Here is a 24214-nt window from a genome sequence, read left to right as displayed (position 1 = left end):
ATACAGCATGCTTACATTTTTATTACCATCAACATTAATGATGGCCGTCGGACCGGTGAGTTTGATCGTCATCGCAGTAGTGGCCCTGATCATATTCGGGCCGAAGAAGTTACCGCAGTTCGGACGCGCGGTCGGGTCTACATTAAAAGAGTTCAAGGATGCGACCAGGGGACTTGCGGACGATGATGACGAGGAAGAAGAAAAGAAAAAAGAGCCGAAGAAAATTGAATCTGATACGAAATAACAGTGGTGGCGGAAGCCACCTTTTTTTAAGAGGTGACCCTGATTATGCACAATGAAGAAAAGAAGGAAATCATGGAGCATTTGGATGAGCTGAGGAAGCGGCTGCTCATCATAATGTATTTTTTTGTTGCTGCATTGATTGTCGGCTTTTTTTTATCCCAACCTTTAATTTATCAAATGCAGAATGCACCCTGGACGGCCAATATCCAGATGCATGCGTTCCAGGTTGCCGATCCGATTAAAATATACTTGATGGTCATCGTGATCATCGCTTTTGTGGTCATTCTCCCTGTGATACTTTACCAGCTATGGGCATTCATCTCGCCAGGGCTTTACAGCAATGAACAGAAAATGACCTTGAGCTATATACCGATAGTGATGGTCCTGATGCTTACCGGCATGGCATTCAGTTATTTCATCGTCGTGCCTTACATCGTCCATTTCACTTTCGACCTCTCGGAACAGATGGGTATTGCGACCACGATTGGAATCAACCAGTACTTCGGCTTCCTGTTCCGTACAGTGCTGCCGTTCGGCGTCATATTCCAGATGCCGATCCTCGTATTGTTCCTCACACAGCTCGGCATCATCACACCGATGCTGTTGAAGAAGAACAGGAAATATGCTTATTTCATTCTCTTCATCATTGCTGCAGTCATTGCTCCGCCGGACTTCATGACACACATACTCTTGACCATCCCGATGATTTTACTGTATGAGGTCAGCATCGTCATTTCCAAATATGGCTATAAACGATATTTGAAGGCAGAAGAGAAGGCATTGGAAGAATCATTGAACGAAGATTAGGGGGGAGACCGGGTGGACAGACATGAAGATATTCAGTTGAAGGCGTTGGAAACTTTGAGCCGTGACGATCTAAATTCGTATATTGAACATGTCAAAAGCAGCCCGTGGCGTCAAAAATACCATATAGGGAGTGTTTTTGGCGCTTTAAATGCACCTGCTGCAATATTTTATGATGCAGCAGGTGATATGTATCATCTGTTTTATACATGGCTTCCCCTGCTTGATGAGGATGAGCAGTACTGGTACCATGTGACCTCGAAAAACCTTGCCGATTTTAAGAATGCAGGCGTGAAACTCAAACCGGACACACTGTTCGACAGCGGGGGGCTGTCAGCGGGCTCCGCTGTACATATCAATAAAGAAAACCATCTCTTCTATGTGGGCCGCTCTGATGTCCGCAGCAGATGCACATATAAGGTGCTTGCGGCTGCCATGGATTTGGATCATAAGCTGAAGAAACATACTGTGCCATTGATTGAAGGTTTTGAAGCATATTACAGGCAGATGAAGGACCCGGCCATGGTGGTGTCGGGGGGCAGGTATTACATGCTCATCGGTGCAGAAACACGGGATGGCAGGGGACGCATCGCGGTCTTTGGTGCGGATGAATCATCCACATTCAATCATATGGGTGATCTTGATACCGGATTCGATGAGTTCGGGTGGCTCTGGGAGTATCCGGGACACTTCACGGCGGATGGCCGGGATGTGCTCGTATTCTCTCCCCAGGGCGTTGACCGGTACGGTGACTTCTTCAGGAATAATTACCAGTCCGGTTATATGATCGGTTCGATCGATTTTGAGGATGCTGTGATGACCCACGGCGACTTCAGGGAATTCGATGCAGGATTCGATTTTTATGCACCCCGGATATTCACTGACAAGACCGGCCGCCGGGTGATGATCGGGACACTCGGAATGCCGACCACCACGTATCCGGATGAAAAATTCCATGTCAGGCACACTTTGAGCATCCCGCGCATACTGGAGGCCGAAGGTGATCAACTGAGGCAGACACCGCACCCCGACCTGCATGAGTTAAGGGTGAATGAAATGACTGCACTCGGTTATTTCAAGCATTATAACAAGCGTATGAGGGATTTTTACGGGGATGCCTACGAGCTTATCATCGATTTCAACGAATATGATGCCTCTGAAATATACCTCCATCTCCGTGTGGGGAAAAGGGATGAAACACGCCTGATCTATGAGGCGGACGAGCAGAGATTCACCCTGGACACTTCCTTCAGCGGTGAACAGCCGGAAGGCGTGGAGGATTTCGACCGTTCCGTCCGGCTGGAAGAACCGTTGTATAAACTGCAGATCTTCATGGACATTTCAAGTGTCGAAATCTTCATCAATGACGGCGCAGCAGTGATGTCTGCAAGAATCTTCCCCGAAAAAGATGCGGTCGGTGTGGAACTTGCCACCCAGAGCGGGCAGTGCTACGTCAATTTGACGCGCTATGATTTGAAACCTCTGCCGCATGAAGAAATAATATATCAAAATTAAAAGCTGAAATATGTAAAATTCAGTAATAATTTGTTAAATTATAATAAAGCAGTCCAAACCATGTTATAATTGCTTAAATATTTTCTGAGTGTGACGGATTGAAAAAGTTTGGAGGAAAAAATATGTTTTCGGTACTGAGCCAGATCAACAAAAGACAGGAATACATGACGCCGGTGGAGCAGAGAATTGCTAATTTCATCCTGGAGAATCCAAGGAAGATCATTAATATGCCAGTGAAGGACATTGCTTTCAACAGTAACACAAGCGATGCGGCGATCGTCCGTTTTGCCAAGAGGGTCGGGCTTGCAGGCATCAAAGAATTGAAAGTCGAATTGGCGAAGGAATTACATACACTGGAAAAAGAAAAGATCTCCAGAGTCATCGATCTTGAAGCGGATAATCACAGGGATATATTCGACAAAGTGTTCAAAAACACGATCCAGGCACTGTATAACACCGAGAAGATCGTCAGCCGTGAAGTGATGGAGGAAGCCGCACATCTGATTCTGAAGGCGGATAACACTTTCATCTTCGGCGTCGGTGATTCGGCGAATGTCGGCCATGATATAGAGCAGAAACTCCACAGGGTGAACGTCAATGCATTTTTCACAGCAGATAAGTACCTATGCCTGACACGGTTGTCCAATGCCAGGGAAGATGATGTTTTATTCGTCATCACCTTATCCGGCAAGACGGCGGAAGTCATAGAAGTCGTCAAGAAGGCAAAAGCGCTCGGCATAAAAATCGTGATCCTCACACAGAACCATGCTTCGATCGCAAAAAGGCATTCCGATCTTGCGATTGAAATCACGGAAGAAGAAACGAATATCCAGTATATGAATATGACGAGCAGAATCGCACAGCTGGTGATATGCGACGTTTTATTCTTCTATGTATGCCGGGAACTCGGGAGTTCGGCCTACGATACCATTATGAAAACATATGATGCTACACATTAATGCCGGAGAGGGTGGATGACACCCTCTCTTTTTTTTTGCGCCGAATATTACAAAAGATATTTATTGAAACAAAATTGAAACATAAGCCGGGTAGTATTAAGGGTGTGTTACATCTTTCAAATTATGTAGATACGAATATGCATATTCTATATACTGAGTTTAAGCATTTTGAACAGTATATACATGTTTGAAAGTATGGAGGGAAAGATATGGACAAAAAGCACTTGAAGATCACACTAATATCCATACTCATCACATCAACACTTTTCAACTCGGCAAATGACCATATTGCCGAGGCGAATGAAGATATAGATGAAAACTATCAGGTAGAAAATGATATAGATGACGGTGCAGAAGATGCACCGTTGGATGAGGGTGAAGAGGCTGCAGAGAGTCTGAATGAAGCAGGAACAGTGCCGGAGGACGGTTCGGCAGAAACGGTGGAAGATATACCTGCAGAAGCATCCCGGGCCTCTGAAGATGAAGCCATTTTACAACCAGCCGATGGTGTCGAGGCAGAGGCATTTGAAACAATCGAGGAAGAGACGCTTCCGGTTGAGGTTGAAGGACCTGAAGAGCCTGTAATTGAGGAGTCCGGAACCGAAGAGCCTGTCATGGAAGATCCGGCCGAGGAAGCCCCGGCAGATGAGGATTCTGTAATTGAGGAACCTGAAGCCGAAGAACCTGCATTTGAAGAGCCGGAAGAGATAACTCATGGCGAAGGAAACGAAGCGGATGAATTCCACGGCGGGGGAGATGAGGAGATCATCGGTGACGGCGGCAATGTGGATAACGGTGAGCCTGAGTTCAATGATGCACAGGAAAATCCGATTGAATCCGGACAGCCGGTACAGGATGGCAATTTCACCGACGACGAACCTTCACAGCCTGTTGAAGAAGAACAGAGTGAAACTTTAGAGAGCTATGAATATCATTATGAAGAGCCGTCCGCAGAACAGCTTGAGGATGCCGGCAGCTGGAATACAGAGGAATATGAGGCTGCAGAGGCAGAAGAAGCCTTGTATGAAAATCATCCCGGCACGGCAGGGAAAAAACTCCACCGTTATGACCACGGGGATATTCTGAGCGGGATCAGCTTCAGTCCGGGGGAATCGGATGAATCCCTTGAACTCCTCGACAAGAGGGTCAACCGCATCATGACTTCCAAAATCCTTGAAGAGGATGAAGTTTCCGAAGAGGATGTCCTGGAACTTGAAGAAGAGATCAAAAATGAAGCGGGCATCACATCGTCGGATCGTGATGTATTGCCGAATACCGGTGAAGCAAGCAATTATAACTACTTATACAGCATCATGCTGATTGCGGCCGGCACCATCCTGTTCTTCATGACCAAAAGACCGCGGCAGGAATAACTTGATCAACAAAAGAACGGGCGCTTCCCAGCAGGGGAGCGCCCGTTCTTTTTCATTCAGGGACGGTTTAAATTAAAGTTTCGTATCATCTATCGCTTCCAGATAGCGGTCGGCTTCCTCGATGACCTCTTTCAGGCTGCCTTCCTCGAATGGCGACCTGAGTCCGGCGACATTGACTAAAGCGTTGAACGGCAGTGAACCGCCAAGTTTGCACAGTGCGACATAATCTTTCCATGCTGCTTCAAAGTCTTCGTTCGCACGTTGCCAGAATTGGAGGGCACACACCTGTGCCAGAGTGTAGTCGATATAATAGAACGGTGCACCGAACACATGGCCCTGGCGGTGCCAGAAGGAACCATCCACAAGGGGCTCAATGCCATCGTAGTCCCTGTGCGGCAAATATTTTTCCTCAAGCTTCTTCCATTCATTGCGGCGCTCTGCGGGTGTCATTTCCGGATTTTCATAGACGATGTGCTGGAATTCATCAACCGCCACACCGTAAGGGAGGAACGATATATTGTCCGCCATATGGGAAAATTTGAATTTATCCGTATCTTCTTCAAAGAACAGGTCCATCCATGGATAAGTGAAGTATTCCATGCTCATTGAATGGATTTCCGCAGATTCAAATGTCGGGAGCTGATATTCAGGAACGTCGAAGCGTGACATATATGTCTGGAAGGCATGCCCCGCTTCGTGTGTCAGCACCGTCACATCATCCAGTGTACCGTTGAAGTTCGAGAATATGAAAGGCGAATCATACTCAGGGATGAACGTGCAGTAGCCGCCGCCTTCCTTGCCTTTCTTCGCTTCGACATCGAATAATTCACGATCGGTCATGAAAGTGTAGAATTCATCCGTTTCCGAAGACAGTTCCTTATACATCTTCGCACCATTCTCCATTATGTCCTCAGTGTCACCTTTCGGTGCGGCATTGCCGGTGAGGAAATCGAATGATTCATCGTATGATTTCAAATCTGACAAACCGATGCGCCTGCGCTGGCGTTCCTTCAACTTCGTGACAAGAGGCACCACGTACTCCGCTACCTGATTTCTGAACTTCTCGACCATGTCGCGGTCGTAGTCAATCCTGTTCATCCTGACATACCCGAGTTCAACGAAGTCCTCGTAACCGAGCGTTTTGGCGATTTTATCCCGCGTCTTGACGAGCCTGTCATAAATATCGTCAATCTCATCCAGTTTATCCCCCATGAATCCCTGGACGGCGAGTGTCGCCTCTTTGCGGGTGTTGCGGTCGGAGTCCTGCATATATGGGCCGAATTCGGATAAGTTCAATACTTTACCGTCGAATTCTATCTCTGCAGCAGCCAGAAGCTTCGAGTACCTGGTGGAAAGACGGTTCTCTTCCTGCACCAGCTCCTTGATCGATGAATCGTAACTTTTCAGCTCATTTTCAGCAAGCGCAAAAAGCTGTCTGCCGTACAGATCCTCCAGCTCGAACCGGAAATCACTGTTCAGTATCGCATCATAATACTTGTTGTTTATTTCAGTTATGACAGGATCGTACTCATCAAAGAAGTTCCTTTCCGTATCATAGAACTCATCTTTTGTGTCTATGGATGCACGGATATTTGCGAGTGTCTCCATCGTATCCAGATGGTTGAAGATCTTATTGAGTTCATCGACGACTTTACTCTGCGCTTTTGCGCTGTCCGCCGCATTGAACTTTTCGATCAATTCCGATACTTCTTTGGAGATTTGCTGTAAATCGGGCCTTTCATATTTATAGTCATGAAACTTCGTGACCATTCTGTTTCCCCCTTATTGTTTGTCATGAATATTCTATCACACCCATACATGACAATCTAAAATTTAAGGACGGGGCGTTCATTAAAGTCATCATTTTTCGGGTAGAGTAAAGAGATGAAAACAGAAAGACGGGAGGAAAGGTGAATATGGAAATAGATGAAGAATTGGAATACCAATTAGGTGAAGTGACAAGAAAGACCCATGATATGGAAATTCCGGTCATGATCATAATAGAAGGACCGCCGGCATCAGGCAAATCCAGGCTGTCGAATGCACTGTATATGGCGCTCGATGCCAAATATACGGACTTCATAGCGACGAGGCCGGCGAGGGGGATCGACCTGAGGTATCCTTTCATGCAGCGCTTCTGGAACCACCTGCCGAAGGCCGGTGACATCAACATACATTTCAGAAGCTGGTATGCCCAGTATATAGAGTATAAGGAAGCGGGCATCACCGAAAACGTTGCGGTGGATTATGGTGAAATCGCAGAAGATATGCAGAACTTCGAGAAGATGCTGCACAACAACGGTTATGAAGTCCTGAAATTTTATGTCAATACTTCTGAGGAAGTCAGGCAGAGGCATCTGGAAAAGCTGAAGGAAAACCCGGTCCTCAAATGGAAGGCTGAGGAATTTGAAGAAAACCTTGAGCTTTTCAATTATGAGGAAGAGATGCAGGACTTCGTGGAAGAAGATCAGCTCATTCCATGGACTGAAATCGACTTTGAAAATAAAAATGAAGCGATCAATACAATGTTCTCCACAATCATTGAAAAGCTGGAGGCAAGGATCGAAAAGGAGAACACGACACCGGTCCCGAGGATCGTCAGTGACTTCACGCGGTACTTCGAGACGGAACTGTTCACGTTCGACTTTGAAAAAGAGAAGATTGAAAAATCCGAGTATAAGGATATACTGCCTGACCTGCAGCTGAAAATGCGTGAAATCCAGTTCAGGCTGTATCAGCATAAGATTCCACTGATTCTCGTATATGAAGGTATGGATGCAGCCGGCAAGGGCGGCAACATAAAACGGACCCGTGAACGGCTCGACCCGACGGGGTATACGGTCAATGCAATCAGTGCACCGACGGACATGGAACTTGCACACCATTACTTATGGCGCTTTGCGACGAGCATCCCGCGCAGCGGACATATCGGGTTCTTCGACAGGAGCTGGTACGGCAGGGTACTCGTGGAACGGGTCGAGGGATTTGCGAGCCAGAAGGAGTGGACGCAGGCGTATGATGAAATCAAGGACTTTGAGAAATCCCTCTGCAATTCCGGCGCCGTCATCCTGAAATTCTTCCTATCCCTGGATAAGGATGAACAGCTCAAACGTTTTGAAAAGCGCGAGGACAACATTGAAAAGCAATGGAAGATCACCAGCGAGGATTGGAGGAACAGGGAGAAATGGGATCGGTATCTGGAAGCGAGTGAAGATATGATCAAAAAGACGGATACCGATTATGCACCCTGGCACATCATCCCCGGAAACGACAAGAGATACGCACGTATCGAAGTGCTGAAGAAAATCATCTCCGCATGTGAAAAAGTGCTGGAAGATGAGTGATCCATCACTTTAATGTATAATCCATATAGTAAAACATTAAAAGAAAGAGGAAGAAAAGATGAGGAAATTATTATTACCCATAGGGATCATTGTTGGCTTAATCATCATTTTTGCGATTCTTGTCGTTCCGAGATACAACACACTGGTCAACCTGGATGAAGATGTGCTGCAGGCGGAATCCAATATCCAGACCCAACTGCAGAGGCGTGGTGACCTGATTCCAAACCTGGTCAACACCGTCCAGGAATATGCAGACCTTGAGCAGGAAATCTTCACTGACATCGCGGAAGCGAGAAGCAACATCACGAATGCGGATGATATGGAAGAAGTGTCTGAAGCGGATACGGAAATGCGTTCCGCCTTATCCAGGCTGATTGCGATCACAGAGGATTATCCTGAGTTGCAGGCAAGTGAACAGTTCACAGGTCTGCGTGACGAGCTTGCCGGTGCGGAGAACAGGATTGCCGTGGCAAGACAGGATTACAACTCCACAGTCCAGGCCTTCAACAGGAATGTGAGGACATTCCCGGGGAACATGATTGCCGGGATATTCGGATTTGAGGAAAAACCGTACTTCGAGGCGGATGAATCCAGCCAAGAGGTGCCTGAAGTGAACTTCGACTCAGGCGGGGACGAGTCCGGTGATGAGTGATGAAACGCTTTTTGCCGATCGTTGCAGCTTTATTACTCGCCGTGCTGTTCAGCCAGGACGTGATGGCACGCGAGGAACTGCCCGAGCTCGATACAAGTAATTATTTCATACAGGATCATGCAGATGTCCTCGGCCTCCAGACGGTTGAAGAATTGAACGCACTCGGTGCACATCTTGAAGAAGGCACCGGCGCGGAACTTCTGCTGATGACGATGCCGACCATCGGCCAGGAGCATAGGCAGGATTATGCGCTCAGGGTACTCAGGGAATACGGTGTCGGGAAAGCGGAGCATGACAACGGTATCGTGATTTTCCTGAATCTGGACAATGGGAATGAATTCAATAACCGGGGCGTCGACATCCAGGTCGGTTACGGCGTCGAAGGGTATTTGAACGATGCGAAAATCGGCAGAATCATCGACAACACCGCAATGGAGAGTTTCCAGAACGCAGCAGGTGCATCCGATGAAAGCACTGCAAATGCGTATTATGAAGAAGGGCTCGTGAACCTCTACAATGCCATCTACCAGGAATCCCTGGATGCATACGGCTTTGTCGACGGGGAATTCACGAGGGAAACACCCCAGGATGACGAGGAGGCGCTGAGCCTCTCCGGCAGCATCATAAGGATTTTGATCGCCATGGGTGCGATATACCTGCTTTATAAGATATTTTCCAACCGGGGCGGCGGGCCGGGCGGGCCGCGCGGACCGGGAGGCAGAAACAGGCGCGCAAGGCGCCGTGGCGGACCGATTGTACTGTTTCCGCCATCCGGCGGTGGCTTCGGTTCCGGCGGTGGATTTGGCGGCGGCGGTGGCTTCGGAGGCTTCGGCGGTGGATCCGGCGGAGGCGGCGGTGCCGGCCGGGGATTCTGATACACGACGAAAAAGAGACTGGAATCAATTCCAGTCTCTTTTCTTATGCCTTGAATTTAAAAATGGATGTGGCGTATGACCGAAACAATCACGGCCATCGTCTCCTCCAGCTGCTGCAGCTCATCGATGTAATCACCGAGGAGGACATTCAGTCCGACGACGAGGCTGTTCATGATCATATGCACAAAAATCGGGACGAGGAGGCGGCCGGTCATCACATACAGGAAACTGAATGTGTAACTCATGGCAAGGTAAATCAGTATATGGGTGAAGTCGAGATGGGCGACTGCGAATATCAGCCCGCTGACGAGTCCCGCAATCAGGAAGGCAAGCACTTTATATCCCGTATTATGCATGGGGAACAGTGTGTACACTTCACCGAATATCGCACGCCTGAATACATATTCCTCTATGATCGGCCCGAGTATCGCGACGATCAGGATCATCAGGGGCATGGATTCGATCATGTTGATGATTTCATTCGTGTTCTGGCTTTCAAGCGGATTGCCGAGAATATAGACGTTGATCATGCCGGCAATCACCTGGGAAGCATAGGCAAGGACGACACCGCCGATGATCCAGACGATGGTCACGGGGATGTCCGTCTTTTTACCCTGTTCAATGGCATTTTTATTATAGTGCATGCCGCCGATGATGATGACCAGTATCGTTCCGATCAGAAATGCTGCAAACTGATACGGTATGATGGAAGTGACGAGTTCGTCGGGGGACAGTTCCGGACTGGTCAGCCCCATGATGATGCCGACGGGGAGGACGGCGAGCTGCACACCGATGAATATGATTAAAATTAAAGCGCTGTTGATCTGACGTTTTCTGAACAAATTTTTCAAGTGATTCCCTCCAATGACAATAAAATAATTCTACATGAAAATTATCTCAACTTAAAGTGATATAAAATACTTGCATTTTTGACCTTCTTTGATTATCATATTAATTGTTAGCACTATCGGTAAGAGAGTGCTAAAATTATAAATGGAATGATGATATAAGGAGGACATTAAAGTGTTAAAACCTTTAGGAAATCGTGTAATCATTGATTTGACTCAAGAAGAGGAAACAACGAAAAGCGGTATCATCTTAACAGACTCGGCAAAAGAGAAGCCCCAGGAAGGTACTGTGGTTGCTGTCGGGACAGGAAAAATCCTGGACAACGGTACACGTGTGGAAGTGGAAGTGAATGTCGGGGACAAAGTCGTCTATTCCAAATTCGCCGGTACTGAATTGAAACATGAAGATAAAGATTATTTAATTTTAACTGATAATGAAATTCTAGCAATCGTTGAGTAAAAGATAAAACATTATAACTCAAATCATTAGGAGGCAGAATAATGGCAAAGGAAATTAAATTTTCAGAAGATGCACGTCAGTCAATGCTGGACGGTGTGGATAAACTTGCAAATGCAGTGAAAGTGACTTTGGGGCCGAAAGGTCGTAACGTTGTTTTGGATAAACAGTTCACATCACCTTTGATCACAAATGACGGTGTGACGATCGCCAAAGAAATCGACCTTGAAGATCCTTATGAAAATATGGGTGCGAAGCTGGTTGCAGAAGTCGCCAATCAGACGAACGAGATTGCCGGTGACGGTACGACGACCGCGACGGTCCTTGCACAGGCCATGATCCAGGAAGGCCTGAAAAACGTGACGAGCGGTGCGAACCCTGTCGGCATCCGTACAGGCATCAACAAAGCCGTTGAAGCTGCAGTGGAAGAGCTTAAAAATATCTCACGTCCTGTACAGGACAAAGAATCCATCTCACAGGTGGGTGCAATTTCAGCAGATGATCCGGTGGTCGGGGAATATATCTCTGAAGCCATGGAAAAAGTGGGTAAAGACGGCGTCATCACAATCGAAGAATCACGCGGATTCAAAACTGAACTTGAAGTGGTTGAAGGTATGCAGTTTGACCGCGGTTACACATCGCCTTACATGGTGACGGATTCAGAGAAGATGATCGCAGACCTTGAAAACCCATATATTCTGATCACTGATAAGAAAATTTCAAATTTCCAGGATATACTGCCGTTACTTGAGCAGGTTGTACAGCAGTCACGTCCGATCCTGATCATCGCAGACGATGTGGAAGGCGATGCGATGGCGAATATCGTCCTCAACAAACTGCGCGGCACGTTTACGGCAATCGCTGTAAAAGCACCGGGCTTCGGTGACCGCCGTAAAGCGATGCTTGAAGATATTGCGGTACTGACGGGCGGACAGGTCGTTACTGAAGATCTCGGTCTTGAACTGAAAGACACGACGATTGATATGCTCGGTAATGCTTCCAGAGTCAACGTCTCCAAAGACGATACGACAATCGTTGAAGGTGCCGGGGATACGAACAATATCGAAGCACGCATCGGCCAGATCAGATCACAGATCGAAGAGACGACTTCAAGCTTCGATAAAGAGAAGCTTCAGGAAAGACTCGCCAAACTTTCAGGCGGTGTTGCAGTGATCAAAGTGGGTGCTGCGACTGAAACTGAAATGAAAGAACGCAAGCTCCGCATCGAGGACGCATTGAACTCGACACGTGCAGCAGTCGAAGAAGGCATCGTATCCGGCGGCGGTACGGCACTCGTTACAGTGCATGAGAAAGTCGCGGAGCTTCAGGAATCAGGTGACGTACAGACAGGCATCAACATCGTGCTTAAAGCACTGGAGGCGCCATTGCGTCAAATCGTTGAGAACGCCGGTCTTGAAGGCTCCGTCATCGTTGAAAAACTGAAGTCCCAGGAAGAAGGTTACGGCTACAATGCTGCAACCGACGAATGGGTGAACATGGTTGATGCAGGTATCGTCGACCCGACGAAAGTAACACGCTCAGCACTTCAGAACGCAGGCTCCGTTGCTGCAATGTTCCTGACGACTGAAGCAGTCGTTGCAGACATCAAGGAAGACGATGCAGGCGGCGACATGGGCGGCATGGGCGGCGGAATGCCGGGCATGATGTAACCATTAAAAATAATAAATTAAAAGCTTCCCAGAGATTATTTACCTCTGGGAAGCTTTTTTTAATGAAATAAATTCCGCAAACATTGGTTTCAAAATTGGAGGGGCGATTACTTTCACATTCTAGGTATATCTAATTCACTTCAAAAAATACGTCACTATCAGGATAAGCATCATACTTAATCAGGAAATCCTGGTCTGCCGGGACCAAAGCGGAAACATACCCTGAGCTTGTTCCTCCTGAGTAAATATGCTCTCCACCATACGAATCGGGTGTAACTGCACTTTCGCGTGGTGCAGAGGAGCCATCTTCTTCGACGATTTCAAACCTGTCCATGACATAATAGGCATAATCATCGGTCTCAGCCTCGACTAGTTCTGAAGTAGCATGGATAAGCGCCCATTGATAACCTTCAGGGGCCGGGTCATTGTTTGGATTTTCTTCCACCAGCATATTGTAGGCTTCATCTCCGATTATGATGTCATTAACGGTCAGATCAACTGATGCTTCAAACCTTTCGTCAAAATCATCACCGGTGATGCTGGCCTCCAATTGTGCGGTATTTCCAATTTGCAGTGGGTTGGAACGCGTACCTTCTCCAGTTGAGGACGATTCGCCTGAAGTTTCTTCACTATCTTCATCATCTTCAGAGTCAGTGTCGTCCTCAGCAGCTTCCTCATTTATAGTTTCCAGCATATCTCCAAGCTCATCGTTCTCTTCTTCCAGCTCGGCCACCCTTTCCTGCAGAGCTTCATTTTCTGTTCTCAACTCTGCCAGCTCTTCTGAATTATCAGGTGCTGATTCCACTTCTGTAGTTGCAGTGCTTTCTTCCGCTTCGATCTCTTCACCTGCCTCCGGTTCTTCATTACCACATGCTCCCAACATCAAAACGGCTGCCAGGCCGCCTGTCAAAAGATATTTTTTCAATATTATCCTCTCCACCTAATACAATTTTAAATATTTCACTAATTTATATTGTACTATATATTATGGTAATAAATTACTTAATTGGTCATTTAAAGAGAGAATAGAAGTTCATTATTCAAGAAATAAAAGAGATGTTCTGTTGCCAAAACTTCTCTTGTGAAAATTTCACAAGAGAAGTTGATAATACTTCGGCTTATTGTTATAGTTAAAAACGTGTCGTAATAGAATTGTGAATCAACTCGCGTATAATAGGGTCAAAAATAGAAATTATTATAACAGGGAGTGGATTTTTATCAATTCAACTGATCATATAGAAGAGGCGGGACAGGGTGATGATTACTCACTCGAAAGAGTCCCCAGAAGTAAGAGGAACATGGGTTGGCTGAGCATCACAAACATAACATTCGGAATTGCCACGGCAATTTTCTACTTCCAGCTTGGAAGTGTCATGGCATTGCAGTTCGGAGCGATCAATGCGCTCATTTCATCTGCTTATGCCATTGTTGTAGCAGGGATACTTAGTACTTTTATATCTTACTTATCTGCTAAAAGCGGTTTGAACGTCAATCTGCTTTCAAGAGGTGGCGGATTCGGTTATATCGGGGCGTCACTCACATCTCTCATTTATGCATCAAACTTTATTATGTACTGTGCTTTTGAAGGTCTGATATTGGTTTATGCCCTTCATGCATTTTTCCCACATATCCCAATCTGGGTGTATATTCTAATTTTTGGAACAGTGGTAATACCTCTGAACTGGTTCGGCATTAAGCAGCTGGACAAGCTTCAGAAATGGTCGCTTCCGCTGTTCTTCATCTTCCTGGGTGCGGCAATCGTCATGGCATTCATCGTGACGCCGGTTTACAGCGGGAACGTCTTCACCTATATGCCTGAAGGGGTGCAGGTGGGCGGTACGGCCTTGTTGATGTGTATGGCGATGCATCACGGTATCATGGGACTGACTGCACTGATACCTTCGGACTACGCACGTTTCCTGAAGCCAAAAGATATTAAGGCGACGATTGCGATCGGATTCATACCCCAGATCTTCTGTTACGGATTCATGGGGATCCTCGGCATCTGGTTCGGCGTATTGCTTGCTGAACCCAACCCGGGCGTCTACATCGTTTACCTGCTGGGTGCCGGCGGTGCGTTATTCACACTGATCACCCAGCTCCGGATCAACGTGACGAACATTTACAGCAGCTCGCTGTCACTTTCGAACTTCTTTGAGAATGCTGTGAAATTCTCACCGGGACGCCGTTTCTGGGTTGTCGTAAGTGGAATCGCTGCGATTGTATTGATGCTTGGCGGCATCGTGGACCACCTTGATGCAGCACTGACATTCCAGGGCGTTGTCCTTCTGTCATGGGCATCAATCCTCGTGACGGATGCAGTATTCGTTAAAAAGCTGTTGAAGATCGGCCCAGGCTATTATGAATCCAGACAGTCCAACCTGTTCAAGTGGAATCCGGTGGGCGTCACCGCACTGATTGTTTCCAGCGTGCTTGGAACAGTGGCAGCTTTCGGATTCATGGGACCTTTCCTTGAGAGCACCGCAGCATTCTTTGCGGCCCTGCTTGCGGCAATCCTTACAATCATCATCGCACTGGTGACTAAAGGAGCCTACTATGTCAGGCAGGAGGCCCACGATATACCTGCGGAGGACCATATTGCATAAAATAATATAGTTTCTTTTATCCATCCTTCCAAAACCGGAAGGATGTAATCTGATATCGATATGAGGATGACCATTATATGCTTCTGCTTTCTTATTACGATACTTGATCTATTCATTCATATCCATGATTTGAAATCAGAGTCTGTAATCAATTATTCATAAAGATAAAAGAAACCGGCCCGTATGCAAAGCATACATATTACAGGGCCGATGTAAGGACCGGACATTCGGATGAATGTCCGGTTTTTTATTATCACTTCTTAAATATTAAATTAAAGCCGATGATCATAAGTCACCCCAGCCATTTTTTGTTATACTCAACTAAAGATTAAATATTCTAAAAAGATGGACGTCCGAATACAAAGGGGTTATATAAGTGCAGGGGAAAACACAATTTATAAAAGGGCTTGGCATGCTGTCGCGCATACTGGCCGTCGCCTTCTCAAGTTTTGTCACGATACTTTCAACATCCATTCCGCTGATTTTATTTTATCCGGAGGTCAGTAACACTAATACTCTGATCCTGATTGGCATTCTGCTGCTCGGTTCTTTCCTGACGCACGGTCTGCTGACGCATATCATCAACGACCTTGCTGATTTCAAATCGGGCACGGACGAGTACAGCCCCGGCGTGCTTTCCGGCGGGAGCAGGGTGATTCAGACGAAGGTGTTTACCTATGCACAGTTGAAGCTTTTCGGTGTCGTGCTCACAGCGGTGATGGCTCTCGCGGCGGTATTGTTCTTCATTTTCGGTTATACGGTGCTCGGCATCCTCACGATTCTCGGTATGTGGGGGGCGATTTCGTACTCGATGAGGCCGTTCAGCTTCGCCTATAAGCCGCTTGCGGGGGAATGGCTGAGCCTTTTCCCTTCGATGCTTGCCCTGGGACTTGCAGCGCCGTGGATCATGCTTGATTCGATACCGGTGTGGGCATGGTTCAACGCCGCGATCAACGCAATCTGGTGCATGGCCTGGGTCATGGTCCACCATATCCCGGACATGGATGCAGATCAGAGGGCGAAGCCTGTCAAGAACACGAGTGTGCTGTATGCGGCCAACAGATGGGGCAGGCGCGCAGCACATCTCCCTGCCGTCCTGTACCTCGCCATCATCGGGGTGCTCGCCGTCATCATGACTTTCACCCGCCCGCTTGCGGGCATCATCACACTCATTCTCATCATCATCACGATACTGATGCTTTTTGATACGGACAAACGTGATGTTGAAGCGGTCACAGAGACGGAGAAAAAAATGCTGATCATGGCGGCCCTGACCGCATTGATGCTCGGTTTCATCATTTAAAGCCGCCTTTTTATAGTGTATAATGAAACTGAACGGCCGGAGGTTTTCGATATGGAGAAATCTTATTTGAAAAAACGGTTTCTGGCACTGCTGATCGATTACATCATCATCTGGATCTACCTGATTTTACTGTTCCTCACTTTTTCAATCATCTATATTTTATTCTTTGATGAGTTTCCGGAATTCAATGAAATCTCAGCACATCTGATGGCATTTTTCACGACCGTGTTGCCCGTGACCCTGGCGTTTTCATATATGGAGTCAAGGCATCCTTACGCGACGCCGGGGAAGAAAAGGACTGGGCTCGCAGTCGGGAATAAACTTCCCCTGCTCCCTTCAAGCCTCCTCCGGAATGCATTTAAGTTTCTGCCGTGGCATATCGGCCACACCGGCGTGATCCGTGCAATGTATCAGGATTATTCCGTATTCTGGTTCATGGTGGGGAATGCGGGATTTGTACTCGCGGGAGTTTATGTATTGATGGTGCTCTTCAGAGATGACCACAGGCACCTGCCGGATATGATTGCGGGGGCAGAAGTGGGTGCGGGGAGGGTCGGATCATGAAGAAAAAAAGAAAACTTCTTATGATGCTCGGCGGGCTGATACTGGTTTTTTTCGTCATCATACCTTTGATTGCCGGCCTTTTCATCTATTTCAGGGACACACCTGAAAACATCACGTATGAGAGTGAAGTCTACAACACTGATTCGCTGGAGTTCCTGTACGATTTGACGTATGCGGACGAGGCAGGGGAGGAGGTGCACGAACAGGAAATTTTTGATGAAATTTTCCTCATGATCGAGGAAGCGGAGGACTTCCTGCTGATTGACATGTTTTTATTCAATGATGACTATGACCATGCGGATCCCGAACTTGATTTCCCGCAGCTCTCACAGGAATTATCGGATACGCTGATCCGGAAGAAGGAGCAGAATCCGGACATTGAGATCATTTTCATCACGGACCCGATCAACACCTTTTACCGGACTTACCTGCCGTCACATATCGAAAATATGAAGCGGGCCGGCATACAGGTGCATCAGACGGACCTTGGTCCGCTCCGGGACTCGAACCCGCTGTACTCGAGCTTCTACAGGGTGTATCTGCAGTGGTTCGGTGACTCCCAGGCGGGCTGGCTGCCCAATGTATTGAGGCCTGAAGGTCCGGAAGTGAACCTGCGTTCTTATTTCAGCCTTCTCAATTTCAAGGCGAACCACAGGAAGACCATCATGAATGAGAGTACTGCGATCATAACGTCGGCGAATCCGCATGATGCGAGTTTCTACCATTCCAACACCGCATTCAAAGTGGGCGGCCCGGTCCTCGAAGATCTTATGGCGAGCGAGCGTGCAGTGCTCGATATGGCAGGTGTGGATACTGAGGTGTTCGACGGATTTGATATCGACACGGGTGATGATACCGGCGAATATGAAGTGCAGCTCGTCACCGAAAGCAGGATCAAAGCACAGATGCTTGAGATGATTGAAGGGACCGGGGCGGGGGACGCCATCCGTACAGGCATCTTCTATATATCCGACAGGGATGTGATCCAGGCATTGAAAGATGCCCTGGACCGTGGTGTTGAAGTGCAGATGGTGCTGGATGTGAATCAGGATGCCTTCGGCAATGAAAAGATAGGGATACCGAACAAACCCGTCGCGGCAGAACTGATGGAGCACGATAATCCGCCTGGGATCCGCTGGTATGAATCGCACGGGGAGCAGTATCATGCGAAATTCATGATGGCGGAGACTGATGAGGGCATCACCGTGACCGCCGGGACCACGAATTTTACAAGGCGCAACCTCGACGACTATAACCTTGAGACGAACCTCGTCGTAACCGGCAGCAAAGAGTCTGAAGTGATGCAGGAACTGACGGCATATTATGAGCGCATCTGGAATAACGAGGAGGGGACGTACACGTCCGATTATGAGGTGCACAGTGAAGATATATGGTGGAAGAATATATTATACAGGATACAGGAAGGCCTGGGCACATCAACTTTTTAGCATGATGTTTACACCGGTACCCGGGGGGTAAAAGATAGTATGAAAGATGTGACAAATTTTTATAGGAGGCGTAAAAAATGAGAAGTATTATATATATTATCGGTCTTATTGTCGTCATAGCAGCAGTACTATCCCTAATCGGACTGATATAATTGAACGTTTCAACCCAAAAACTGAAGATGAAATTTAAAAATTGACCACGCATGCATCCCGTAATATGGATGGTTTCCATGCGTGGTATAAAAATGCCTTTTTTTAACCCTCCAAGGCGAATTCATATCTCACTTCGCCGTTCTCTTTCCCTTCTTCATAAGTCCTTTCGACAAAGGTCACATTATCCGACTGATCGATCAATATGACGGTCGAGCACCTTGTGCCGTATTTATCCATGTTGATGAAGAGAGGGGACAGGTCCCGTTCAAGTTCTTTTGAAAGGCCGGTGTCAGGCAGCCCTGAATCTGCGGTCTCATCATCCCTGAGGAGCCTGAACAATGCCTCGACATCTGCATCCTGGTCTTCCATGACCGACTTCAGGCCGTTCCTGCCCTTGACGACTTTCGGCCACGGCGTGTCAAGATGGTGGTTGGAAAGGCCGTGCACCCCGTCTTCGATTCGGACGACTTCGTTTTCATAATTATTCAGATAGTATAAACCATCCTTATCGCCGACGAGCAGGTTGAAACCGGCATAATCCCCGCCTTCTTCTGCGACTTTCTTCAAGTATTCCTCCGGCCGGTCATCGCCGGTCAGAAAGTTCCTGACCAGGTGCCCGCGTGATTTTGAATGGGTGGAGAGCAGCTCTTTAGTGTTCCGGACATTGGTGAGTGCGGAAAATCTGCCATCTTTTGTGATGCCGAGCCATGTGCCCATGCCCCGGAGGTCGCGCCCGCCGAGCAGGTCCGGGTGGTCCTCCCAGAAATGCGCCGCTTCCGTGGGACGGCTGTACTCCTCGTCACGGTTTGCCGCCATGACGAGCTTGTATCTGCTGTGGCTGTTCAGCTGGAAATTAATCAAACACATGAAATCAGTCCTATCGGGTTATAAGTTACATATTATTATACTGGAAAACGCGGACCCTCTCCAATACGCTGTTTCATGCAAAAAAACGGATGGCACAGAGCCATCCGTTTTCTGATATATCATCGGTGTTTATTTGAAAGTCTTATGGACGGATGCATCGAAGATGTCTTCGACCGCCTTATCGAGTGAAGTGTTGAATTCATCGTCCGATAAGTCCGCTTTCAGGTCGGAAGCGAGCGCCCTTGAGAAGCTTGCGATCAGGCCTTCGTTCTCTTTAAGCTTATCGTTCGCCTGACGGCGTGTATAACCGCCGGAAAGTGCGACGACCCTGATGACTTGCGGATGGTCGATCAGTTCCTTGAAGAAGTTCGCTTTCGTCGGGATGGTCAGCTTCAGCATCACATGCTCATCGTCGTTCAGTTCATTCAGATGGTTCATGATTTCGTCTTTAAGGATTCTCTCGATCTCTTCCTTGTCTTCAGCATGGATGCTGACTTCAGGCTCGATGATCGGTACGAGGCCGGACTGGGTGATGCGCTTGCCGACTTCGAACTGCTGGTCGACGACGGCTTTGATGCCGGACTCGTCCGCCTCAAGGATATTGGAGCGCATCTTCGTGCCGAACATGCCGCGTTCAACCGCACGGCGGAGCAGATCGTCAAGGTCAGGCATCGGCTTCATCAGCTGTGCGCCGTTTTCCACATCGGCAAGTCCTTTGTCCACTTTGACGAACGGGACGATGCCTTTGTCCGCGAGGTAATCACCTGTGTATTTACCCTCGATTTTACGATCCATCGTCTGCTCGAATAGAATCGCTCCAAGGATCCTGTCTTTGTTGAAAGAAGGTGAAGTGATGATGCGGGAACGCATCTCGTGGACCAAATCAAACATTTCCTCTTCGCTTGAATACTGGTCCTCATCCACGCCGTAAGCTTTCAGCGCTTTTGGAGTACTGCCGCCGCTCTGGTCGAGCGCTGCGATAAAGCCGTCATCATTTTTCATTCTGTTGAACTGTTCCTGATTCACTTATAATCACTCCTAATTTTTTTACTCTTCACTTATCATTATGCTAAATAAATACAATTCATGCAATGATTTAATGGACCTCACCCTTTATAGAGGATGAGCACTGCAAATACGTGGCCGACGGAAAACTTCACATCGATGACTTCAATGTGAGGATTCTCATACATGAAATCATCAAATTTCTTGTCCAGCCCCTTTTCCGTCATTGCACTCAATGTTTTCGTCTTCATGATGTTCCCCTCCCATACCATATCATTTACCCGGAATGTTATAATTTTAATGAACTTTGCCTCTTATTTTTAAGGATCGGCGGTGAATGAAGTGAACGAAGCTGTGGCGAAAGCTATTGCTCACTGGGAAGTTCGAATGAGCGATGGGGGTGTTCTATCGCTCACCGAGAAGATTGAATGAGCGATGGGGCGGTTCTATCGATCACTGGGGAGACTGGATGAGCGATGGGGAGTTTATTACAGGAGCAGGGTGATCATATGGATTTAACAATCAGGAAAGTGACCGTGGAAGATGCAGAAAGGGTCGCGGAAATCTGCAGGACGGGCTGGCTGGATACGGTGGAAGGTATATTTTCGGACACTTATAAGCGTAAGACCGTGGAATTCTGGTATGCGCCCGGCAAAGTGGAACAGGATATTAAGAAAGGCCACTATTCATATGTCGCCGAAGCCGGAGGGGAAGTCGCCGGCGTGATCGGCGGTGGTATGACCGGCAGCTCTGTAAATGAAATATTCGTCTTCTACGTTGACGGCAGGTTCAGATATATGGGGATTGGGAAGAAGCTGCTCGAAACTTTCACCGCACATTTCAGGAATAAAGGTGCGCGTCAACAGTGGGCGTCCGTCCAGGAAGGGAATACACTCGGCCTGCCGTTTTATGAGGCGCAGGGTTTCCGGTGCGAAGGCATAAAGGAGACACGGACCGGTACCGGGGAGATACAGCGGTCGCTCAGGATGAAGCGGGAGATTGGTTGATTGAGGAAGAACGCCTCTATTGGCCAAGTGGGGCTTCGTTTGGCCGATAATCACCACCACCCTCCCACAATAATTTGCTAAAATAACGATATATGAATAATTCGCATCTTACGATGGATGCAGAGTGGTTACGGGATGCCTTTTCATGTAATTTAAATTATAATGAAGGCATACAGAATGACGTGTTTCTACTAAACTGGAGGATGTAAATGATGTCAACGACTAGAATATTCGGCCATCGGGGCGCCAAGGGCCATTATCCCGAAAATACGATGCTCGGTTTCAATAAAGCCTTTGAAATGGGTGCGGACGGTATTGAAATCGATGTCCACCTGACTAAAGATAAAAAGCTCGTCGTGATTCATGATGAAAGTCTGGACCGTACGACAACCGACAGGGGGCTCGTCAAGGACTGGAAGATCTTCGACCTGAAAAACGTTAAAACAGGCGTGAGATTCAAAAATATGTCGAAGTATAATATGACATGGGATAAGGAAAGGATTCCGGAATTGTTCGAAGTGCTTGCACTTTTCGCCAGGGAAAATACCGTCATCAACATTGAGCTGAAAACGGATGTATATGATTATAAGGGTATAGAAAGGGAAGTGCACCACACCGTTGCGACACGGGGCATGCTCGACAGGGTGGTCTTTTCCTCATTCAATATGGATACTCTCGACCGGCTGAAAAAGCATGATCCGAATGTGAGGATTGCCTACCTGGTCAATGAACTCCCCGAAAACTATGAGAAGCTGATGGAAGATCATGACTTCGAAGCGTACCACTTAAGGGTGGATTCGGCACTCAAAAATATGGATATCATGAAGGAGAAGGGGATATTCTTCAGGATCTGGACTGTGAATGAAAGGGACCATATCAAGCAGCTGATCGATGCGGGTGTCCGTGGAATCATCACTGATTATCCGGATCTCGCACTCACTCTTCTGGACGATTAAAAGACCGCCATCCACAAAAGGATGGCGGTCTTCATATTTAGAGGCTCCAGTAATGGTAGCCTTTTTCTTTGCATTCGTTCCTGTCCAGTGTGCCTTTCACATCCACGATCACTCTCTGATCGTTCCTGAACAGGCCACTCAGGCTGTCCAGATCGAAATCCTTCAGATATTCCTCGTGGGGCACTGTCAGCACCACGCAGTCAAGGTCCTTCAAATCTCCATCACTGACGAGCTCTATACCGAGATCGCGCTTGACCGCTTCCGGCACCGCCACGGGATCGTGTACAAGGACATTGACGCCGTAATCTTCAAGCTCATCGATGATGTCGGTCACTTTGGTGTTCCGGACGTCGGATACATTCTCCTTGAAAGTCAGGCCGAGTACGGCCACCCGTGCATCCGCGACCTGCTGGCCGGCTTTGATCATCTGCTTGATGATGTTGCCTGCGATATATTTACCCATATCATCGTTCACTTTCCTGCCGGAGAGGATGATTTGTGAATGATAGCCCAGCTGTTCTGCCTTGTAGGTGAAATAGTACGGGTCCACACCGATGCAGTGGCCGCCGACAAGCCCCGGCGTGAACTTCAGGAAGTTCCATTTGGTGCCGGCCGCTTCAAGCACGGCATTCGTATCGATGTCCATCTTATTGAAGACCATCGAGAGTTCATTCATGAAAGCGATGTTGATGTCCCTCTGCGAGTTTTCGATCACTTTTGAAGCTTCAGCCACTTTGATGCTCTCCGCTTCATGCACCCCGGCTTCAATGATCGAGCTGTAGACGTCTGAGACTTCCTTCAGCGCTTCCTCATCGGAGCCCGAGACAACTTTGACGATCCGGGTCAGTGTATTCACCCTGTCGCCGGGATTGATGCGCTCCGGGGAATAGCCGACTTTGAAGTCCTCGCCGAACTTCAGACCGGACACTTCCTCGAGTATCGGGATGCATATCTCCTCGGTCGTCCCCGGGTAGACTGTGGATTCGTATACGACGATCGAACCTTTCGTGAGGTTCCTTCCGACCGTTTCACTCGCACCGATGACAGGTTTCAGATCCGGTGTCTTATCCGTATTGATCGGCGTCGGCACCGAGACGACGAAGAACTTCGATTGCCCGATGTCCGCCTCATCACTCGTGAACTGCATCGTCGTATTCCGGATCACTTCATCCCCGACCTCGTCCGTCACGTCCGTGCCGCCCAAATACTGGTCCAATTTTTCCTGATTGACGTCAAAACCAATCACATCATACTTCTTTGCGAACTCAACAGCAAGCGGCAGGCCGACATACCCCAGCCCGATGATGGCCATTGATGCTTCTTTTGCCTGCAGTTTTTCAAATAAACTCATACCATCTCTACCTTCCTTGATCCACTTTTTAAATGTGGAAAATCTATCTTAGTCATTATACAATCAATAATGTTTCCATGCACTACATCTACCCTAAAAAGTAGAATAATAAAAGAGCCTGTGATAAAATTAGTGGATGCAATTTATGAGATTAAATTTGAAAAATATATGATATAAATGGAACGATCAGGCTGTATATCAGTGTTCAGTAAAG

Annotated in this window: 23 protein-coding genes; 16 read left to right on the top strand and 7 right to left on the bottom strand. The window is 47.6% G+C overall.

The annotated features are described in order from the left end of the window. The first annotated feature begins 37 nt into the window (after window positions 1–37). The 5 genes from CRN96_RS06475 (at window position 38) to CRN96_RS06450 (ending at window position 4894) form a co-directional block, all read left to right on the top strand. The gene (locus CRN96_RS06475) at window positions 38–244 is read left to right on the top strand and encodes a twin-arginine translocase TatA/TatE family subunit (protein WP_097040391.1); all 207 of its coding nucleotides are present in this window, start codon (window positions 38–40) and stop codon (window positions 242–244) included. A gap of 44 nt (window positions 245–288) precedes the next feature. Next, window positions 289–1050, top strand: a complete 762-nt coding sequence (tatC, locus tag CRN96_RS06470; protein ID WP_097040308.1) for a twin-arginine translocase subunit TatC — start codon at window positions 289–291, stop codon at window positions 1048–1050. Window positions 1051–1062: 12 nt separating this feature from the next. After that, window positions 1063–2562, top strand: coding sequence for a sucrose-6-phosphate hydrolase (locus CRN96_RS06465; RefSeq protein ID WP_097040306.1), 1500 nt, complete (start codon window positions 1063–1065; stop codon window positions 2560–2562). 122 nt (window positions 2563–2684) lie between these two features. After that, window positions 2685–3521 (top strand): MurR/RpiR family transcriptional regulator, encoded by an 837-nt coding sequence (locus CRN96_RS06460; protein WP_097040304.1) that lies wholly within the window; start codon window positions 2685–2687, stop codon window positions 3519–3521. Between the two features lie 209 nt (window positions 3522–3730). After that, window positions 3731–4894 carry an LPXTG cell wall anchor domain-containing protein gene (locus CRN96_RS06450; protein WP_097040301.1) on the top strand — a complete coding sequence of 388 codons (1164 nt, stop codon included), beginning with the start codon at window positions 3731–3733 and terminating at the stop codon, window positions 4892–4894. Window positions 4895–4966: 72 nt separating this feature from the next. Here the strand turns inward: CRN96_RS06450 and CRN96_RS06445 are convergent, their stop codons facing one another. Continuing rightward, window positions 4967–6664 (bottom strand): M3 family oligoendopeptidase, encoded by a 1698-nt coding sequence (locus CRN96_RS06445; protein WP_097040299.1) that lies wholly within the window; start codon window positions 6662–6664, stop codon window positions 4967–4969. 146 nt (window positions 6665–6810) lie between these two features. Here CRN96_RS06445 and CRN96_RS06440 point away from each other — a divergent pair, with 146 nt between their 5' ends. The 3 genes from CRN96_RS06440 to CRN96_RS13455 are packed head-to-tail and all read left to right on the top strand — an operon-like array spanning window position 6811 to window position 9765. Next, a complete protein-coding gene (locus CRN96_RS06440) occupies window positions 6811–8238 on the top strand; it encodes a phosphate--AMP phosphotransferase (protein ID WP_097040297.1) in 1428 nt (475 codons plus the stop codon). A 58-nt stretch (window positions 8239–8296) separates the two neighbouring features. Next, window positions 8297–8890, top strand: a complete 594-nt coding sequence (locus CRN96_RS06435; RefSeq protein WP_097040295.1) for a LemA family protein — start codon at window positions 8297–8299, stop codon at window positions 8888–8890. After that, window positions 8890–9765 (top strand): TPM domain-containing protein, encoded by an 876-nt coding sequence (locus CRN96_RS13455; RefSeq protein WP_097040293.1) that lies wholly within the window; start codon window positions 8890–8892, stop codon window positions 9763–9765. Before CRN96_RS06435 ends, CRN96_RS13455 begins: the two co-directional genes overlap by 1 nt. 56 nt (window positions 9766–9821) lie before the next feature. Here the strand turns inward: CRN96_RS13455 and CRN96_RS06425 are convergent, their stop codons facing one another. Continuing rightward, window positions 9822–10616 carry a CPBP family intramembrane glutamic endopeptidase gene (locus CRN96_RS06425; protein ID WP_245844569.1) on the bottom strand — a complete coding sequence of 265 codons (795 nt, stop codon included), beginning with the start codon at window positions 10614–10616 and terminating at the stop codon, window positions 9822–9824. A 172-nt stretch (window positions 10617–10788) separates the two neighbouring features. Between CRN96_RS06425 and groES the strand changes: the two genes are divergently transcribed. Both groES and groL read left to right on the top strand, forming a co-directional pair. Next, window positions 10789–11073, top strand: a complete 285-nt coding sequence (gene groES, locus CRN96_RS06420) for a co-chaperone GroES (RefSeq protein ID WP_097040291.1) — start codon at window positions 10789–10791, stop codon at window positions 11071–11073. A 41-nt stretch (window positions 11074–11114) separates the two neighbouring features. Next, a complete protein-coding gene (gene groL / locus CRN96_RS06415) occupies window positions 11115–12740 on the top strand; it encodes a chaperonin GroEL (protein WP_097040289.1) in 1626 nt (541 codons plus the stop codon). A 130-nt stretch (window positions 12741–12870) separates the two neighbouring features. Here groL and CRN96_RS06410 read toward each other — a convergent pair whose 3' ends face one another. Beyond that, window positions 12871–13665: a hypothetical protein gene (locus CRN96_RS06410; RefSeq protein ID WP_097040288.1), complete on the bottom strand. Its 795-nt coding sequence runs from the start codon at window positions 13663–13665 to the stop codon at window positions 12871–12873. 286 nt (window positions 13666–13951) lie between these two features. On the opposite strand from CRN96_RS06410, the gene CRN96_RS06405 reads away from it, so the two are divergent. The 4 genes from CRN96_RS06405 to CRN96_RS06390 all read left to right on the top strand — a co-directional run bounded on the left by CRN96_RS06405 (window position 13952) and on the right by CRN96_RS06390 (window position 18661). Continuing rightward, window positions 13952–15346, top strand: coding sequence for a purine-cytosine permease family protein (locus CRN96_RS06405; RefSeq protein ID WP_245844571.1), 1395 nt, complete (start codon window positions 13952–13954; stop codon window positions 15344–15346). A gap of 376 nt (window positions 15347–15722) precedes the next feature. After that, a complete protein-coding gene (locus CRN96_RS06400) occupies window positions 15723–16649 on the top strand; it encodes a prenyltransferase (RefSeq protein ID WP_245844568.1) in 927 nt (308 codons plus the stop codon). 51 nt (window positions 16650–16700) lie between these two features. Further along, complete coding sequence (locus tag CRN96_RS06395; RefSeq protein WP_097040282.1) at window positions 16701–17213, top strand: RDD family protein; 513 nt, start codon at window positions 16701–16703, stop codon at window positions 17211–17213. After that, window positions 17210–18661 carry a phospholipase D family protein gene (locus CRN96_RS06390; RefSeq protein WP_245844567.1) on the top strand — a complete coding sequence of 484 codons (1452 nt, stop codon included), beginning with the start codon at window positions 17210–17212 and terminating at the stop codon, window positions 18659–18661. The genes CRN96_RS06395 and CRN96_RS06390 overlap by 4 nt, the downstream gene beginning before the upstream one ends. Before the next feature lie 255 nt (window positions 18662–18916). On the opposite strand, the gene CRN96_RS06385 is transcribed toward CRN96_RS06390, so the two are convergent. The 3 genes from CRN96_RS06385 to CRN96_RS13250 all read right to left on the bottom strand — a co-directional run bounded on the left by CRN96_RS06385 (window position 18917) and on the right by CRN96_RS13250 (window position 20937). Next, window positions 18917–19681 (bottom strand): NRDE family protein, encoded by a 765-nt coding sequence (locus tag CRN96_RS06385; protein ID WP_097040280.1) that lies wholly within the window; start codon window positions 19679–19681, stop codon window positions 18917–18919. A gap of 129 nt (window positions 19682–19810) precedes the next feature. Beyond that, window positions 19811–20707: a fructose bisphosphate aldolase gene (locus CRN96_RS06380; protein ID WP_097040278.1), complete on the bottom strand. Its 897-nt coding sequence runs from the start codon at window positions 20705–20707 to the stop codon at window positions 19811–19813. Window positions 20708–20787: 80 nt separating this feature from the next. Continuing rightward, entirely contained in the window at window positions 20788–20937 is a 150-nt protein-coding gene (locus CRN96_RS13250) for a hypothetical protein (RefSeq protein ID WP_097040276.1), read from the bottom strand. Between the two features lie 258 nt (window positions 20938–21195). Here CRN96_RS13250 and CRN96_RS06370 point away from each other — a divergent pair, with 258 nt between their 5' ends. Beyond that, window positions 21196–21693: a GNAT family N-acetyltransferase gene (locus CRN96_RS06370; RefSeq protein WP_097040385.1), complete on the top strand. Its 498-nt coding sequence runs from the start codon at window positions 21196–21198 to the stop codon at window positions 21691–21693. 212 nt (window positions 21694–21905) lie between these two features. After that, window positions 21906–22649 (top strand): glycerophosphodiester phosphodiesterase, encoded by a 744-nt coding sequence (locus CRN96_RS06365; RefSeq protein ID WP_179647133.1) that lies wholly within the window; start codon window positions 21906–21908, stop codon window positions 22647–22649. Between the two features lie 37 nt (window positions 22650–22686). On the opposite strand, the gene CRN96_RS06360 is transcribed toward CRN96_RS06365, so the two are convergent. Continuing rightward, window positions 22687–24000, bottom strand: coding sequence for a nucleotide sugar dehydrogenase (locus CRN96_RS06360; protein ID WP_097040272.1), 1314 nt, complete (start codon window positions 23998–24000; stop codon window positions 22687–22689). Window positions 24001–24214 lie beyond the last annotated feature (214 nt).

This window comes from Salinicoccus kekensis, assembly GCF_900220995.1.
GTDB classification, from domain to species: Bacteria; Bacillota; Bacilli; order Staphylococcales; family Salinicoccaceae; genus Lacicoccus; species Lacicoccus kekensis.
The sequence above is the reverse complement of the archived record's forward strand: the minus strand, read 5'-3'. Positions and strand labels throughout refer to the sequence as shown.